Here is a 16,553-nt window from a genome sequence, read left to right as displayed (position 1 = left end):
AAATGAGCAGATTAAAATCGAACTGACCGATTTGGATAAGAAAAAAATACAAATCGATACCCTGTCCAAAGAAAAAGAGAACCAAGCCATCTTGTTGCAGCAACAATCTCAAAAGCTGGATACACTCAAATCCAAAGAGGACGCAACACTTAAAGAGCTCGATGAAAAAAGCAAACAACTCGAACAATTTGAAAAAACTCTTTCTGATTTAAAAATTGAAAATGAGCAGATTAAAATCGAACTGACCGATTTGGATAAGAAAAAAATACAAATCGATACCCTGTCCAAAGAAAAAGAGAACCAAGCCATCTTGTTGCAGCAACAATCTCAAAAGCTGGATACACTCCAATCCAAAATGGAAACCATGCTCAAAGAACTCCATGAAAAAAACAAGCACCTTGAGCAATTTGAAAAAGTAAATTCTGATTTAAAAATTGAAAATCAGCAGCTTAAAATTGAATTGACTGATTTGGAAAACAAAAAAATACAAATCGAAACACTCACTAAAGAAAAAGAAAATCAAATTATCTTGTTCCAGAAACAATCTCAAGAACTGAGCACACTCCAATCCAAAATGGAAACGACGCTCAAAGAGCTCCACGAAAAAAACAAACAACAGGAGCAAGACCAAAAAAATAATATAGATTTAAAAAAACAAAACGAGCAACTGAAGAAAGAAAAAAATGAACTGGAGCAAAAACTGATATTAAAACAAAATGAGTTAATCGATCGGGATAAAAAAATTGAAGAAAATAAATTCATTGAACAACTCTTTGATAAAGAAATCATTAAAGCTGAAGCACAAATTGATTTAATTAAGGATATTTTAATTCGCGAAAAAGCGTTCTAAAAATAGAATCATTTCTACACCAACAGGCAAATATGGACAATACTTCAGAACTTAAAAAATTGAATGATAACTATATCAAAACAGAATCAGATCAAGAGTTGGTTCATTTCTTGGAAGAAGGCACCTCTGATATATTTTCTCAAGCCAAAGCACAATGGTTTTTAGGAGATTGGCATAACTTGGCACGGCTAGAAGAAAAAATTATTGTAATGCATCCGGAACGGAACCGATTAGCTCTATTAGTTGCCAGTGCTTTATTACAACTTGGTAACCAGGAAAAAGCCATGATCCTCGTGAAATTGGCGCTCAACTGGGGTTGTTCGCCAAAAATAGTCGCCCAAGTCCTGATAGCCGGTGTTTACAATACATTGGGACGAATTGCCGTACTAAGGCAAGACGAAGAGCGCATAAAAAAGCACTTTAAAGCCGCCGTTGATATAAATGGAAACAATAATACAAACCTGGTCACCCATGCCAGGGCTGTTCGAGAAATGACAACGCTTGGATTGCTCTCACAAGCGACTTGCCTAGTCAATGAAGAAATTGAAAATATCAGTAGCCTGAAGCGTCACTATGAAAGAACAATGACCCTCAACTTAATCCAGAAAGAACAGCAAACAATCAGAGAGGCATTGCATCATATGCAAATGTCACATTCCGACTCTTCGGATAAGTTGAATTTCGAAAATCTCAACATAGGAACAATTAATAAATTTGTGGATGAATGTTTCAATGCCGATGATTTGTATGAAAAAATAGATGAACTCCTGAATACCGAGTTACAAGGTAATTTGGATAAATTTAATTTTTATTGTACCTTAACACGGAGATTTTTTTCTGCAGGCGACAAGATTATGGTGATGCATTATCTTAATGCTACGCAAGACAATATTTCTGAAGATCCGGTAATTGCAAAGCATCAGTACAGTCTGTTGGCAAAATATTGTCTTGAGTATGGCTTAAAGGACATGTCTATTGATTTTTCTATGAAGGCTTTTTCATTAGATAGCAATTTATCCTCAAGTGAAGCTAATTTGTTGATTAAAACCTACAATGAACTCAATCATGACCGAAAGAAAAAACAAGAACATGGCCATGATTTATTATTATCCTATTTATATCAACACTGCTCGGCACCCAATATCAATCAGGATAAAAAACGGGTTTTAGTAGAAATCGGTTCAACCAGAGAAGAAGTACCAGGCCAAGGCTCTACTTATAAGTTAGCAAATTTTTGTAATACAGCAAATGTTCATTTTATAACGGTAGACATGGATCCTCATAATACAAAAGCTGCCGCAGATTTAATGAAAAAGATTAACCCCTCCTTTCAAGCTATAAATATGAAAGGAGAGGACTTTCTAAAAGAATATGATGGCATTATCGATTTTATTTTCCTGGATGCTTATGATTTTGATCATGGTGGACATAGTGAATTAAGACAAAGACGTTATGAACGCTTTTTAGGTGGAAGGATCGATGAACAACAATGCCATAAAATGCATCTGGAGTGCGCTCAATCACTTATTTCCAAATTACAAAAGGGAGGAATTGTGTGTGTTGATGATACATGGCAAGACACACAAGGTAATTGGACAGCAAAAGGAACATTAGCAGTACCTTTCTTATTGCAAAATAACTTTGAAATAATTGAGGCACGAAATAGAGCACTACTGATGAAACATCCATGAATAGATTAGATTGGTTAAAAGATAGACACAAAGGAGGTCGATGTGTCCTTATAGCAAATGGCCCATCTTTAAACGGAATGGATCTTTCGTTCCTTAATAAACAGATTACGATAGGACTCAATAAAATATATCTTGGTTTGAATCGCTTCAATTTTTATCCAAAATACTATGTAGCAATTAATCCAACGGTAATACAGCAATCCATTTCGGAAATCAAAAAACTAAATTGCGTAAAGTTTCTTGGCAATAACGGCGCGCAAGAGCTAATCAAAGAAGATGCATTAACCTATTTAGTAAATACTCAAAATCCTCCCGCCCGATTTTGTAAAAATCTCTCTGTAGGATTACATGAAGGATGGACAGTAACGTATGCAGCGCTACAGGTTGCCTATTATTTAGGTTTTTACGAGGTAATTATAATTGGTATGGATCACCATTTTATCTATTCGGGCAAACCCAATGAAGCACATGTTTTAGAGGGAGCAGACCCTAACCATTTCAGCGATAACTATTTTGGATATGGTCAGCAATGGGATAATCCTGATCTTGAAAAATCAGAAGAATCCTACCGCATGGCCAAGAAAGCTTATGAGGAAGAAGGACGACTTATCCTCGATGCCACAGTTGATGGTAAATGTAATATTTTTAAGAAAATTGATTATCAATCTTATTTTGGGTTAAAGTAGATTCCTAAAATCTAGCTTTGGACGTATAAATCGCTTTATTGAGCAGGGATTGCATATGATGCTGGCAAGTATAATTATCAGAACTTATAACGAACAGAGACATTTAGATGAATTATTAATGCAAATAAGTCTCCAGCACTTAAAGTCCGTAAATTACGAAGTGATTATTGTAGACTCAGGGTCCACCGACAATACCCTAAGCATTGCCCATAAGTACCAATCGAGAATTACCACTATTAACAAAGCCGACTTTACTTTTGGCCGCTCATTGAATGTTGGTTGCAAATTTGCGCATGGAGATATTCTTGTTTTTGTGAGCGGTCATTGTATTCCGGCTAATGAACATTGGTTAGAGGAGTTATGTAAACCTCTGGTAGAAAAAAAAGCCAACTATGTATACGGTCGCCAGAGAGGGAAAGACACCACAAAATACTCAGAATATCGACATTTTGACAAATGGTTTCCCGATTATTCCAAATTGCCTCAAGAGGGATTTTTTTGTAATAATGCCAATGCAGCAATACTACGCAGTAGCTGGGAAAAATTTTATTTTAATGAAGAAATTACAGGGCTCGAAGACATGTATTTAGCCAAATTATTGGTTGAGTCCGGAGAAAAAATTGGATACGCTTCCAAGGCTGAAATTTTTCATATTCATGATGAAAGCTGGCATCAAGTGCGTATTCGATATGAACGTGAAGCACTTGCCTTACAAAGAATTATGCCTGAAGTTCATTTTAATTTTTTTGATTTTTATCGCTATTTTATTTCTTCTGTTTTATCTGATTTTTCCTCAGCAATTGATGACAAATTATTTTTAGCAAAATTTACTGAAATCATTTTATTTCGCTTCAATCATTTTTGGGGAACTTACAAAGGAAGTAGGCGAGTTAAAAAATTATCAGCGGCAAGAAAAAGACATTATTTTTACCCAAAGGACATAGAAAAAGGATTATATGATGAACAAAAAAATAGTCGCGCTCTTACCCATGAAAGCCAACAGTGAACGAGTTAAAGGAAAGAACTTTAAAGAGCTGGGCGGTAAACCTTTATTTCAATGGATATTGGATGCACTTTTATCCCTTCCAGAAATAGATAAAGTGGTCATTAACACTGACGCACGTGCGCTGCTGGAAAATTATGGCTTGATCGAAAATGAGCGCGTTACAATTCGTGACAGACATGAAACACTGTGCGGAGATTTTGTAAGCATGAATGCCGTCCTTGCCGATGACATTGCAGCTGAGAGCGCTGATATTTATTTAATGACCCACACGACCAACCCTCTTATTTCAGCCCAAACAATTAAAAACGCAATCCGATTATTTGAAGAAAGTACGGATCATGACTCTTTATTTACGGTTAATAAAATACAAACTCGTTTTTACAGGCAGGATATGTCACCGGTTAACCACGATCCTGATCAATTGCTCCGAACTCAGGATTTGGAACCCTGGTTTGAGGAAAATTCGTGTCTTTATCTATTCTCAAAAGAATCATTTCACAAAACAAATGCGCGTATTGGTACAAAACCCATGATGATGGAAACACCCCCATTAGAATCACTGGATATTGATGAGCCCCATGACTGGACTTTGGTGGAGGCATTAGTATCATTAAACAGAGCGAGAGTTAAATAAGATGAAAGTATTAGTCACTTGCCCCCCGATGTTGGGTTTAATTGATCATTTTTACCAGCATGCATTGAATTCAGGGATAGAACTCGTGCCCGCCAAGACGGTACAAGTCTTAAGTGTGAGGGAACTTCTTGAACTGGTTCCCCAATACGACGGTTGGATTATAGGTGATGATCCTGCTACACGGGAGGTTTTTACTGCAGGAACCAAAGGAAGATTAAAAGCCGCGGTCAAATGGGGCATTGGTGTTGATAACGTTGATTTTAAAGCATGTCACGATTTAAATATTCCTATTACAAATACTCCGAATATGTTTGGGGGAGAAGTAGCTGATGTTGCTATTGCTTATTTATTAGGCTTGGCAAGACATTTATTTTATATTGATAGAGAAGTACGAAATAACAATTGGGCTAAACCTGCTGGAATGAGCATGGCAGGAAAACACATAGGCGTTATCGGATTTGGAGACATTGGTGAAAACATCGTCAAACGCCTGGCAGGATTTGATGTGAAAGTTACGGTCTATGATCCGTTTATTGAAGGGGATAAAGGCTATAACTTCGTTCATCGGAAAAATTTTCCAGAAGGCCTTAGCGAGTTAGATTTTTTAATATTAGCCTGCGCTTTGACAAAACAAAACATTCATTTATTGAATGCAAAAACCATCAGCCTGCTCAAGGAAGGAGCAAAAATAATCAATGTTTCCAGGGGATTGTTAATTCATGAACAGGCTTTAATTGACGCATTAAATTCAGGTCATATATCTTCTGCTGCATTAGAAGTTTTTGAAGAAGAACCCTTACCTCAAAACTCCCCTCTTCGTGCTTTACCACAATGTATTTTGGGGTCACATAATGCAAGTAATACTGTAGAAGGCGTTAAACGGGCGTCAATGGAAGCAATTAAAAAGATAGCTGAGTTTCTAAATGCGAAACAATAAACCCTATGTCCTTATAACTGGAGCAAATGGCGGAATTGGACAAGCACTTGTGCTGGAATTTCTCGAGCATGGTTATAAGATCATAGCCACCGATATTGGAAATTGCAGCGTCATAGATTCACCAGAAATTCACTATCTCTCGATGGATTTGAATCAATTTGCTATTGATTCGGACTATGCGGATAATTTTATTAAAATAGTTCAGCAGATTGTTGACGATAAAGAGTTAAAAGCATTAATCAATAATGCAGCAGTACAGATATTAGGATCCTGTGAAGAAATTACTCGTGAACAATGGCAAAAAACGTTAAATATAAACTTATCAGCCCCATTTTTTCTTTCACAAGCCTTATTACCCTTATTAGAGAAAGCCAAAGGGAGCATTGTTAATATTAGTAGCATTCATGCTCAATTAACCAAAAAAGAATTTGTGGCCTATGCAACAAGCAAAGGTGCCTTAAGCTCATTAACCCGAAATATGGCTGTTGATTTAGGACCTAAGGCTCGTATAAACGCAATAGAACCTGCAGCAGTAGAAACTGGCATGTTAAAAGCTGGATTTGAAGGACAAGAAGAAAAATTTAAAACACTATCTATGCGCCATCCAATAGAACGGATAGCTAGGCCCGAAGAAGTAGCTAAATTAGCTTTTTTCCTAAATTCAGAACATGCCCAATTTATTACTGGCGAGACGCTCAGTTTATCTGGAGCAATACATTGTAGACTGAATGATTAACTCATTTCGACTATAATTTCATTCATTGGAATTGAAACCTGAATTATGTTTTTGCCACACTACAATTCAAATAACGATACGACAATCAAAAGACAATATATTACTCAAAATACGATTAGCTAATGCTTGAGTTATATTCTTAAATTACACTTATTAAAATTTCAGTTACAACAGAAGCTTCTCAAAATACCACCGTTTAGGTATAATATTTGCAAAGATAATATATTGTATAAAATACATTTTCAGGGATTGGTATTTAAAATCATAAAGAAGGATTCTTTTCATGAACCATATTAAAGGTATTTCTAAAGACTGTTTCCATTTAAGTGAAAAAAAATGAGTAGTTTATCACTTATTGAAAACAATCTTTTAAAAACCAGCTTGTTAGATTCTCCTTTGGATGTTTCTATAGTATTCGTACCTCAAATTCAACTATCTCCTTATGTAGCAGCATTTATAAGAAAATATTCCCATATGATAAGAGGGGATATTTTAATAATACACCCTCAATCCAATCCTTTATCAAGACTTCTTTTAGATTATGGAGATCGATGCCACTCTCTGCATGTTAAAGAATTTATGCAAGGCGGTGAAGAAATTATCTCAAGAATAGTGAGTCTACTTACCTTAAAGAAAAAAAAAATAACAGCTTTAATATGTCATTCTTTTTCTGATGGTTTTAACTTACAACTAATAAATTTTTTTTTATTAAATAAAAAAAATGACATTACATATTTTCTATACAGTGATGGATCGCGAAATAATAAAGAGCGTGAATTTCCAATGGTTAGAAATACCTCTCTTTTTGATAAAATAGTTAAACATACAAATAAAGTTCATTTAATTGAATTTGGCTTTAATAATCAAATAAGCGACTTAAAATTTCTTAATGCGAGCAGTCTTTTTGTGGAATATGAATGGTTAGATTTAGTTTATCGAACCTGTAGCTTTGAATTAAAGGAAAATTTATCACATTTATTGCCCTATAAATTAGCTGATGTAAAGAAAAGGGCTATTTTTATCCTGAGTAGATACTGGGGAAGGGAGCCATATTTTTTTAAGTCTGAAAAAGACTTATATTGTGCATATGTTTCGTCAATTAAAAAGGCTGCAAATAACAGAGATATATTAATTCATCGTGGGGATAATAGAAGCATTTTAAACGAAAAAATAATTTTTGAACTTGCTAAAGAAGTGGGGTTTGTTTTAACTAAAACACTAAATTCTTTAATTGATGCCCAAGGAATTCATTTAAATGACTTGCTTATGGAAGTTCTATTATTATCAGACATAAATTTTCTTAAAGAAATTGAAGTCTTTTATTGTTTTGATAGTAGCTTTCCACTCATTTTCATTAGTAAAGAGTTAAGAGCAAAGCTAAGTAATAATGTGACCATTATTGTTGGATTCGATCATAATCTGGTCAAAGAAAATGGTGTTAACCATTGTTACAATGCAATGATTAACAGAACATCAAAACTAATTTTTGATGTTTTAAGTATAGAACTATTTAATGTTTTTGACTCATTTGGAGGTTTGACGCTGGATAATCTATCTGAAGAAGAGCAGATTAACACGATAAAGAAACGGTTAGCTGATAATGGAGGTTTTTTTTCTTTGAAAAAGCGCAAAGTGGATCATATCGATTAATTTATTTTATAAATCTTGAAAAAATTTAGCTTTAATTAAGTCTTGGTATCTAAAACTAATAAATAATGCTCGACTTTTATAAGCATAATAATAATGTGACATTAATATATATGATATGTGACCATAAAAAAAATTTTTGTTATTGTTGTAGCCGTAGAAGATTTTCGCCGACCAATTTTATACCGAAATGATATATAGATTTCCCGGTGACTATTCAATAACAATAGTTAATTGGTATTCGCCCTTTGCTTGAACCAAATTAATATTTTATCAAAAATAATCTAACTGATAAAAAATATAGAGCGACCATTCAAGTAAACTATATCGTTTTGGCAAAAGTATTTGATATGATAATTGGTACCAGTGTTTCAACTATTCTATGGTAGAAAGTGCAAAAATCTTGTCTAACAACGTTATTTTAAATGATTTTATAAAAGGAGATATATGATTATAAATAGTATCTCTTCTAATTTCGTATCATGGCCAGGTGAAAACTGGCTCATAATTAAAGGATTGTTAATTAGTTCTCAGGTGAATAATGGATAATTCCAGTTTAAAGTATAATATTGATTCTCATCCTATGGTTATTGGCATAGATTTAACTTCAAAATTAGCCCATCTTAAGACAGGGCTGGCTAACGCTTTACATGCTTACCTATACGGTATTGCAGAAGTACTTAGAATTAGTCGTCTTATTCTTTTTGTTACAAAAAAAAACTTGCACTCCTTTGTGCAATATAAATACCTCTCATCAAGAATTTCAATTGTTGTAACCACAGAAGAGTTAGTTCAAAATTATATAGGCTTTTTAGATGCGATACATTTACCATTTAATGAAAATAAAGAGTTTTTTTCATGTCCGAAAATTATATCAATTGCCGATCTTATACCCGAACATTTACCCGATAGATTTTCTGAAAAATCGATAGAGTCTTTGAGAGTCGCAACTAAATCTGCAGATTTCATATTTACTCTATCAGAATATTCCAGCAGCGATATTATTAAACGCCATAATGTAACATCAGATAAAATATTTTTTTTCCCTATCCCCTTTTTTAAGGAAAAATATTTACACAATGATATTATTAACATAAAAGAAAAATACCAAATTACCTCAGAACGCCTTCTTTTATATCCTGCTGCAGGAAGACCTCACAAAAATCATGAAGTGTTATTTAAGGCACTTGAAAAATTACCTGAAAATATAGGTCTTATTCTCACTACAGGGGAAACTCATAACCCCCAGCTATTAAATCAATTGAAAGAAAAAACACCCTCTTTAAAAAAGAGAATTTTTGTGCTAGGCCGAATACCTTTTGCGGATTACAAAAGTTTATTTAAAACAGTAGATGCTTTAGTTTTTCCAAGTATTGTAGAAGGATTTGGCATCCCTATTATTGAAGCATTTGCTTTAGAGTGTCCGGTTATTTTGTCTGCTAGTAGTTGTTTGCCTGAAATTGCAAAGGAGTCAGGATTATATTTTGATCCTTATGATGAGAAACAATTGGCAGAAAACATATTGAAGTTATTGGATTCCGTAACTCTCCGAGAAAAGCTTAAATTATTGGGGAAAGAACGTTTTAAATATTATACCGATGAAAAGGTTCGTTATGGATTATTATTTGCTTATCAGAAAGCCATAAAATATTTTGATAAAAAGGGATTAAACCACAAAAAAAATACAGATATATCTAAACTGTCCTCTTCATCCGGAAGAAATATTCATGGGCTAGTAAGCTCAACTCATCAGTTGCGTAAGTATGGATATTATAACTTAGCAAACACGATCATCAATACTTTAGAAAAATCTTATGATAATTCCGCATTCATTTCATCTTTAAAATATTTAAATAAAAAACGGTCAGAGAATCATTACAATAAAAAAAAATTTGTACTACTTGTTGATGTATCCAGATTATTAACAGATAACCTTTGCTCAGGTATATCTCGATATGTGATTACTATTTTAGAATTTTTAAGTAATGAGATAGAGCTATTAATTCCATTTTTTAATCCAGATGCACGAGGAGTCCAATCAAAGTACAAGGAAAAAAGAATAGTTTCTTTTCAATGCCTTTCTCGATATTTTGATTTATTAAGAGTTGATGATGCAATTTGGTTTTCTAAAAAACATGGGCTCCCTGTAATTTATCATTCACTTTATCATCCACTCCCTGCAAATCGTGATCCCGATATATCTTACGTATTAACTATTTTTGATGTTTTTCACATTACCTATAAGGATGTATATAACAATAATTATAAATATATAACCTATGATATTGTAAACTCAATTCAAGCAAGTACAGATGAAATATTATGTATCTCTAGGTTTACAGGAGCTGACTTAATCAAACTATTAAATTGTCATATATCTATGACCTATTCTCCTTTAGCTCCTTTTGATTCGATTAAAAATTATGAACTAGGAAGCAAAAAGTCGTTACTTATACCTTTTCAAAATGATCCCAGAAAAGGTTTTGATAAGATGTTTGATGTGATACAAGAACTTATTAAACAAGGATATAATTATGAAATTATTATATTTGGAAAGATAGCTCAAATTCCTATTAATATAAAAAATACTATTGATGCATTAAATTTTAAAGGCGCAAATATCATTCTCATTGACTCACCCACTGATGAAGCATTAATAAAGTTATATCAGAAAAGTTTTATATTTTTATATTTATCAAAGCTAGAAGGATTTGGTATACCGCCTATGGAGGCTATGCAAAATTTCTGCCCTCCTATTATTTTAAATAACAGTTCTTTGGGTGAAATATATGACGGTTGGGAATATATGCTAAATAATGAAGCGACTACACACGATATTTTAAAGATGATAGATTTAATACGTTCTACACCTCAAGAGGAAATAAATAAAAAATGTCAAAATGTATTAACTAAATATAACTGGGATGTCACCGTAGGCACCCATATAGCTTCATATTTAAGAGCACTAGAAAGTAAAGAACATAATCTTTCGTCAAGCACTGCCTAGACAGGGGAAGAGCACCTGATCAATTATTGCCTGACGATATATAGTGATGCTTACTGAATAGAAATTGATTAAAAACAAATCAAAATTACCCTTTGGAAATAAATATACACAAAATATAGTAAATCTTGACTACATTGAAAATAGCGGTTTTTTGCTTTTTGGTATTTTTTAACGTCCGGCTCTGATTGAATTGCACAATGCGCAGCGCTAAGACCTTAAAACCTTCCAACATGAATGAATACTGAGGCGAAAGAACACTGTTAAAAATTAAAAAATAGGTGCGCATGATCCCTCAGTAACTATCAGGGGGGCTTTTGTTAAATATTTTTATTTTATAAACTTTCAAGATAAATGAATATGTTGTAGTCTATTTATCTTATGTTTTGATGATATGTAGAACTAAGAAAAATTTTGAAGATTTTTTTCATTCCTGCATAAAAAATGATACGTAACATTAGCTATAAATGTCACTTTACAGAGGAAGTAAGCTTGTGGGAGATAATGCATGAAAGCAATTGTGACCGGTATATCTGGACAAGATGGGGCTTATTTGGCTGCCTTTTTATTAGCAAAAGGATATCAAGTATATGGGACCTACAGGCGCACAGCCTCTACCAATTTCTGGCGTATTGAAGAGCTTGGTATTAAAAATAATCCGAATTTACAACTCGTCGAATATGATCTGACTGATTTAGGAGCTTGCATTCGGTTGGTTGAACTTATTCAACCTCATGAAATTTATAACCTTGCAGCACAAAGTTTTGTGGGAGTTTCCTTTGAGCAACCTTATACGACAACACAAATTACAGGCGTTGGCACATTAAATATATTAGAGGCTATTCGAATTATAAATCCCAGGATTAAATTCTATCAGGCCTCCACCTCAGAAATGTTTGGTAAAGTTCAAGAAATTCCTCAGCGCGAATCAACACCCTTTTATCCAAGAAGCCCGTATGGGGTAGCGAAATTATACGCTCACTGGATGACTGTTAATTATCGAGAGTCATATGATATATTTGCCACAAGCGGTATTTTATTCAACCATGAGTCCCCATTACGCGGACAAGAATTTGTTACACGTAAAATTACCAATAGCATTGCACAAATAAAGCTCGGCATGCTGGATACTTTAGAATTAGGTAATATAGATGCAAAGCGTGATTGGGGCTATGCGAAAGACTACGTTGAAGGAATGTATTTAATGTTGCAAGCGGCTAAACCTGATACATATGTTCTTGCAACAAATCGCACTGAAACAGTGCGTAATTTTGTAACTATGGCTTGTCAAGCTGCTGATATTCAAATTGAATGGGAAGGACGCGAAGAGCAAGAAAGAGGGATAGATGTAGCAACAGGAAAAACTATTATACGTGTAAACCCCAAATATTTTAGGCCTGCTGAAGTAGACTTGCTCATTGGCTCCTATCAAAAGGCCCAGGAAGAACTGGGATGGGAGCCCAAAACCACACTAGAAGAACTATGTGCCATGATGGTTGAAGCTGATATTTATAGAAATCAAAAAGGTATCTCCTGCTAATGAATCGAATATTGGTAACCGGCCTTCATGGATTTACAGGCCGATATATTAAAATAGCCCTAGAAGAAAATGGCTATGAAGTAATAGGCTTGAAATCCAACTTGACACACAAAGATGAGCTTATTAAAGAAATAGAGAAAATGCAGCCAGAAGGGGTTATCCATCTTGCCGCAATCGCATTTGTAGGACATGAAAATATAAATGCTTTTTATGAAGTAAACCTTATAGGCACTCGGAATCTGCTTGAAGCCCTGAGCTTAAAAGCACCGAACATAAAAAGTATTTTGCTTGCTAGTAGTGCCAATGTATACGGAAATCAAACTGAAGGCCTACTCAATGAATCTACAGCACCTAATCCAGCTAATGACTATGCAGTAAGTAAGTTTGCTATGGAAAAAATGGCATGCCTTTGGAAAGATAAATTACCAATTTTCATAGTCAGGCCTTTTAATTACACGGGTGTAGGCCAAAATCCCTCGTATGTCATTCCAAAAATCGTTTCTCATTTCATCCAAAAAAGAGAATTTATTGAGCTTGGTAATATTGATGTGTCTCGAGAGTTTAATGATGTGCGTATGGTAGCTAAGCTTTATGTAAAACTGTTGGAACTAATGCCTTTAAACAAAGCAATCAATATATGCTCTGGCCGCGCATACTCCCTACAAGATATTTTATCTTTATGCGAAAAAATAAGCGAACATCGTCTTAGGGTAGAAATCAACCCTGCCTATGTCCGAAAAAACGAGGTTCGTTTTTTAGCGGGTGATAATAGCTTGTTAAATACCATTGTAGGCGCATGGCAAGCCCCCAACATTGAAAATACATTAGAATGGATGCTTGCCCATTACACGTAAAAGTAAAAAATGCTTTACGCCTTAGCCAAAAAAGGATTATTTCCTATCGATAAGCTTTCAATAACCTGACTCAACCCATCTTTTGCTTTTGGATTTTCCAGTCCCACATAAGCACTTGTTATAAATAATTGATTGAGTTTGGCTCCCCCAAAACAGCAGCTTGTTGGACGGGTATTATCAAGCTCGATGAATTCGATGATTTGTCCTTCTGGATCATAATGTGTCAGGCATTGACCATCCCAGTTGGCGCTCCAAACATGATCGCGGGCATCAACAGTCAAACCATCAGGGTAACCACGATTTACTTTCGCAAACACTTGTCTGCTTTTTATCTGTCCTTTTTCTAAATTGAATCGGTAACGATAAATAATCTGCCTCATTGAATCTGTAAAATACATCCATTCATTATTTAAGCTCCACCCAATTCCATTCCCCACAACAAAGCCTTCATCGTGACTCAAAAGATGGGTTCCGTCATAGCAATAAAGTTTCCCGCTGGCATCTGTTTCTTTAATATCCTTGCTAGCCACCCAGAATCGACCTTTAGCATCAACTTTACCATCATTAAACATTTCATTACCTGAAATTTCAGGCTTGTGAAGAGATACGATTTTTTTATTATCGATCAATACCTTAACAATTTCTCTGGACAAAGCAGCAAGCAAATTACCTTCTTCATTTACCACGATACACCCAACTTTGTCTGGCATGTCTATAACATCCAGATGCTCAAGTTGTTCATCAATAGAATAAATTTTATGTTGATTAATATCGACCCAATGATAAAGCGCTCTAATTGGATTCCAAACAGGGCTTTCACCCAATTCACAATAACAAGAATCTAGTTTATTCATCATCTATTCCAGAGCATTGGCATTCTAAATGGTTCAGGATATCTTATAACAATATATCATTTTTATTAATATCAATAGATTAAATAATTGTCTCATGTAGTTAAGAAACAATTCACTAAGTTAAATAAATCTATTAGACTGTCTAAGTGTACCAATCATTAAAGGGATTTATAATGAAAGCCGTCATTCCAGTTGCAGGTCTTGGCACAAGGATGCTTCCAGCAACCAAAGCTATTCCAAAGGAAATGCTTCCTCTCGTTGATAAGCCGTTGATTCAATACATTGTTACCGAAGCCGTTTTAGCTGGAATCAAGGACATTGTGCTGGTAACCCATTCCAGTAAAAATTCGATTGAAAATCATTTTGATACCAGTTTTGAATTAGAGGCTACTTTAGAAAAACGAGTCAAGCGTGGCTTGTTAGAGGAAATATGCTCTATTATTCCATCAGATATCTCTTTAATGCATATTCGCCAGGGAGAGGCTAAAGGTTTGGGGCATGCCATATTATGCGCACGCCCATGCATTGGTGCTGAGCCTTTTGCAGTATTGCTCCCCGATGTTATTATTAATCCGTACCTGTCAAATTTAAAGCAAGACAATCTTGCAGCAATGATTGCCCGATTTCATGAAACCCAGATTAATCAAGTCATGGTGGAACCAATCCCCAGGGAAATGCTTGCTCACTATGGTGTTATTGACAGCAAAGGCAAACACTTGAAACCAGGAGAAACAACAGAAATTTTTAACCTCATAGAAAAGCCAACTCCTGAAAGCGCTCCTTCCAACCTTTCAATTGTTGGCCGCTATGTATTTTCACCTGCCATTTGGCCGCTCCTGGAACAAATCGAGCCCGGAGTGGGAGAAGAGATTCAACTAACAGACGCTATTGTCAAGCTTATCAATTATGAACCGGTTGAAGCCTATCATATTGTGGGGAAGAGTCATGATTGCGGCAATAAAGTAGGATATGTGCTTACGAATATTGAATTTGCGCTGCATCACCCGGAAGTTTCCTCAGCAGTTCGCCATGCAATTCGCGCCAAAGCAATGCAATTAGATAGGGAGAAAGTTTAAATGCATATTTTAGTTACAGGGGGATTAGGATATATTGGTAGCCATTTCATTGTCATGGCACTTGAAGAAGGAATTCAAGTAACTGCAATTGATAACTTATCCAATTCATCAATCCAAACCCAAAAAGCAATTGAAGATATTTGCGAAAAACCATTTCATTTCATCGAAACTGATTTAAAAGATAAAAATAAATTGGCAGAACTGTTTAAGCAACATAGGTTTGATGCAGTTGTTCATTTCGCAGGCCTTAAAGCAGTTGGCGAGTCCAATGAAAAACCACTGGATTACTACGAAAACAACATGATAGGAAGTTGGAATTTACTCCATGCGATGCATCAATCTGAAGTGAAAAAAATTATTTTTTCCTCCTCCGCGACTGTCTATGGAAAGCCTGTATTTAACCCCTATACCGAAGAGCATCGTAAACTGCCCTTTAATCCTTATGGACAAACAAAATCTCTTGTTGAAGAAATGATGTATGATCTTTGCCAGTCTGATAAGAAATGGTCTGCTATAGCATTACGCTATTTCAATCCCATAGGCGCCCATCCAAGTGGTAAAATTGGAGACAATCCCAAGGGTATACCCAATAATTTGATGCCCTATATTACCAAAGTCGCTGTTGGGGAGTTTGAAGCACTACGAGTATTTGGAAATGACTATCCGACTAAAGATGGAACTGGAGTTCGTGATTATATTCATGTAATGGATTTGGTCAATGGCCATTTAAAAACGCTACAATATCAACAATCACATTCTGGTTTTGATGCATTTAATTTAGGCACGGGGCAAGGATATTCAGTATTAGAAGTAGTCGAAGCATTTGAAAAGGAAAACCATATTCATATTCCCTTGCTATTTAAACCAAGACGAGCAGGAGATTTAGCTGCTTATTGGGCTGATCCCACTAAAGCACGTACGCTCTTGAATTGGCAAACCACTCGGAATTTGAATGAGATGATGCGTGATGCGTGGAATTGGCAAAAATCTCAATCCATTAGTTTTAGCTAAAAGTTTGGTTTTAAAATCATAGGGACT

13 protein-coding genes and 1 pseudogene are annotated in these 16,553 nt (G+C 34.9%); 13 read left to right on the top strand and 1 reads right to left on the bottom strand.

Annotation, left to right across the window (positions count from 1 at the left end):
- The 11 genes and pseudogenes from EKG34_RS12340 to EKG34_RS12290 form a co-directional block, all read left to right on the top strand.
- Nucleotides 1-850, top strand: a pseudogene (locus EKG34_RS12340) (hypothetical protein); the annotation flags it as partial.
- A 32-nt stretch (nucleotides 851-882) separates the two neighbouring features.
- A complete protein-coding gene (locus tag EKG34_RS12335; RefSeq protein WP_003634466.1) occupies nucleotides 883-2,541 on the top strand; it encodes an O-methyltransferase in 1,659 nt (552 codons plus the stop codon).
- Nucleotides 2,538-3,227, top strand: a complete 690-nt coding sequence (locus tag EKG34_RS12330) for a 6-hydroxymethylpterin diphosphokinase MptE-like protein (protein ID WP_003634465.1) — start codon at nucleotides 2,538-2,540, stop codon at nucleotides 3,225-3,227. The genes EKG34_RS12335 and EKG34_RS12330 overlap by 4 nt, the downstream gene beginning before the upstream one ends.
- Before the next feature lie 55 nt (nucleotides 3,228-3,282).
- The gene (locus EKG34_RS12325; RefSeq protein ID WP_012979503.1) at nucleotides 3,283-4,233 is read left to right on the top strand and encodes a glycosyltransferase family 2 protein; all 951 of its coding nucleotides are present in this window, start codon (nucleotides 3,283-3,285) and stop codon (nucleotides 4,231-4,233) included.
- Nucleotides 4,187-4,867, top strand: a complete 681-nt coding sequence (locus EKG34_RS12320) for an acylneuraminate cytidylyltransferase family protein (RefSeq protein ID WP_003634462.1) — start codon at nucleotides 4,187-4,189, stop codon at nucleotides 4,865-4,867. Before EKG34_RS12325 ends, EKG34_RS12320 begins: the two co-directional genes overlap by 47 nt.
- Nucleotide 4,868: 1 nt before the next feature.
- Entirely contained in the window at nucleotides 4,869-5,804 is a 936-nt protein-coding gene (locus EKG34_RS12315; protein WP_003634460.1) for a phosphoglycerate dehydrogenase, read from the top strand.
- A complete protein-coding gene (locus EKG34_RS12310; RefSeq protein WP_003634458.1) occupies nucleotides 5,791-6,540 on the top strand; it encodes an SDR family NAD(P)-dependent oxidoreductase in 750 nt (249 codons plus the stop codon). Before EKG34_RS12315 ends, EKG34_RS12310 begins: the two co-directional genes overlap by 14 nt.
- 336 nt (nucleotides 6,541-6,876) lie before the next feature.
- The gene (locus tag EKG34_RS12305; protein WP_003634456.1) at nucleotides 6,877-8,190 is read left to right on the top strand and encodes a hypothetical protein; all 1,314 of its coding nucleotides are present in this window, start codon (nucleotides 6,877-6,879) and stop codon (nucleotides 8,188-8,190) included.
- A gap of 538 nt (nucleotides 8,191-8,728) precedes the next feature.
- Nucleotides 8,729-11,194, top strand: coding sequence for a glycosyltransferase (locus EKG34_RS12300; RefSeq protein ID WP_003634455.1), 2,466 nt, complete (start codon nucleotides 8,729-8,731; stop codon nucleotides 11,192-11,194).
- A gap of 505 nt (nucleotides 11,195-11,699) precedes the next feature.
- On the top strand, nucleotides 11,700-12,731 hold the full coding sequence (gene gmd, locus EKG34_RS12295) for a GDP-mannose 4,6-dehydratase (protein ID WP_003634450.1): 1,032 nt from the start codon (nucleotides 11,700-11,702) through the stop codon (nucleotides 12,729-12,731).
- On the top strand, nucleotides 12,731-13,585 hold the full coding sequence (locus EKG34_RS12290) for an NAD-dependent epimerase/dehydratase family protein (RefSeq protein WP_003634448.1): 855 nt from the start codon (nucleotides 12,731-12,733) through the stop codon (nucleotides 13,583-13,585). Before gmd ends, EKG34_RS12290 begins: the two co-directional genes overlap by 1 nt.
- A gap of 14 nt (nucleotides 13,586-13,599) precedes the next feature.
- Here EKG34_RS12290 and EKG34_RS12285 read toward each other — a convergent pair whose 3' ends face one another.
- On the bottom strand, nucleotides 13,600-14,439 hold the full coding sequence (locus tag EKG34_RS12285; RefSeq protein WP_003634447.1) for an SMP-30/gluconolactonase/LRE family protein: 840 nt from the start codon (nucleotides 14,437-14,439) through the stop codon (nucleotides 13,600-13,602).
- Nucleotides 14,440-14,612: 173 nt separating this feature from the next.
- On the opposite strand from EKG34_RS12285, the gene galU reads away from it, so the two are divergent.
- Together galU and galE are read left to right on the top strand one after the other, a co-directional pair.
- On the top strand, nucleotides 14,613-15,515 hold the full coding sequence (gene galU, locus EKG34_RS12280) for a UTP--glucose-1-phosphate uridylyltransferase GalU (RefSeq protein ID WP_003634445.1): 903 nt from the start codon (nucleotides 14,613-14,615) through the stop codon (nucleotides 15,513-15,515).
- Nucleotides 15,516-16,526, top strand: coding sequence for a UDP-glucose 4-epimerase GalE (galE, locus tag EKG34_RS12275; protein WP_003634443.1), 1,011 nt, complete (start codon nucleotides 15,516-15,518; stop codon nucleotides 16,524-16,526).
- Nucleotides 16,527-16,553: the final 27 nt, after the last annotated feature.

It is taken from the genome of Legionella longbeachae (assembly GCF_004283175.1).
In the GTDB taxonomy this organism is placed as follows: Bacteria; Pseudomonadota; Gammaproteobacteria; order Legionellales; family Legionellaceae; genus Legionella; species Legionella longbeachae.
The sequence above is the reverse complement of the archived record's forward strand: the minus strand, read 5'-3'. Positions and strand labels throughout refer to the sequence as shown.

Excerpts from the sequence above, each read along its gene's own strand:
- galU (WP_003634445.1), top strand. The coding sequence starts at position 14,613 with ATGAAAGCCGTCATTCCAGTTGCAGGTCTTGGCACAAGGATGCTTCCA.
- EKG34_RS12305 (WP_003634456.1), top strand. The coding sequence starts at position 6,877 with ATGAGTAGTTTATCACTTATTGAAAACAATCTTTTAAAAACCAGCTTG.
- EKG34_RS12320 (WP_003634462.1), top strand. The coding sequence starts at position 4,187 with ATGAACAAAAAAATAGTCGCGCTCTTACCCATGAAAGCCAACAGTGAA.
- EKG34_RS12290 (WP_003634448.1), top strand. The coding sequence starts at position 12,731 with ATGAATCGAATATTGGTAACCGGCCTTCATGGATTTACAGGCCGATAT.
- EKG34_RS12315 (WP_003634460.1), top strand. The coding sequence starts at position 4,869 with ATGAAAGTATTAGTCACTTGCCCCCCGATGTTGGGTTTAATTGATCAT.
- EKG34_RS12285 (WP_003634447.1), bottom strand. The coding sequence starts at position 14,439 with ATGAATAAACTAGATTCTTGTTATTGTGAATTGGGTGAAAGCCCTGTT.
- galE (WP_003634443.1), top strand. The coding sequence starts at position 15,516 with ATGCATATTTTAGTTACAGGGGGATTAGGATATATTGGTAGCCATTTC.
- EKG34_RS12335 (WP_003634466.1), top strand. The coding sequence starts at position 883 with ATGGACAATACTTCAGAACTTAAAAAATTGAATGATAACTATATCAAA.
- EKG34_RS12310 (WP_003634458.1), top strand. The coding sequence starts at position 5,791 with ATGCGAAACAATAAACCCTATGTCCTTATAACTGGAGCAAATGGCGGA.
- EKG34_RS12300 (WP_003634455.1), top strand. The coding sequence starts at position 8,729 with ATGGATAATTCCAGTTTAAAGTATAATATTGATTCTCATCCTATGGTT.
- EKG34_RS12330 (WP_003634465.1), top strand. The coding sequence starts at position 2,538 with ATGAATAGATTAGATTGGTTAAAAGATAGACACAAAGGAGGTCGATGT.
- EKG34_RS12325 (WP_012979503.1), top strand. The coding sequence starts at position 3,283 with ATGATGCTGGCAAGTATAATTATCAGAACTTATAACGAACAGAGACAT.
- gmd (WP_003634450.1), top strand. The coding sequence starts at position 11,700 with ATGAAAGCAATTGTGACCGGTATATCTGGACAAGATGGGGCTTATTTG.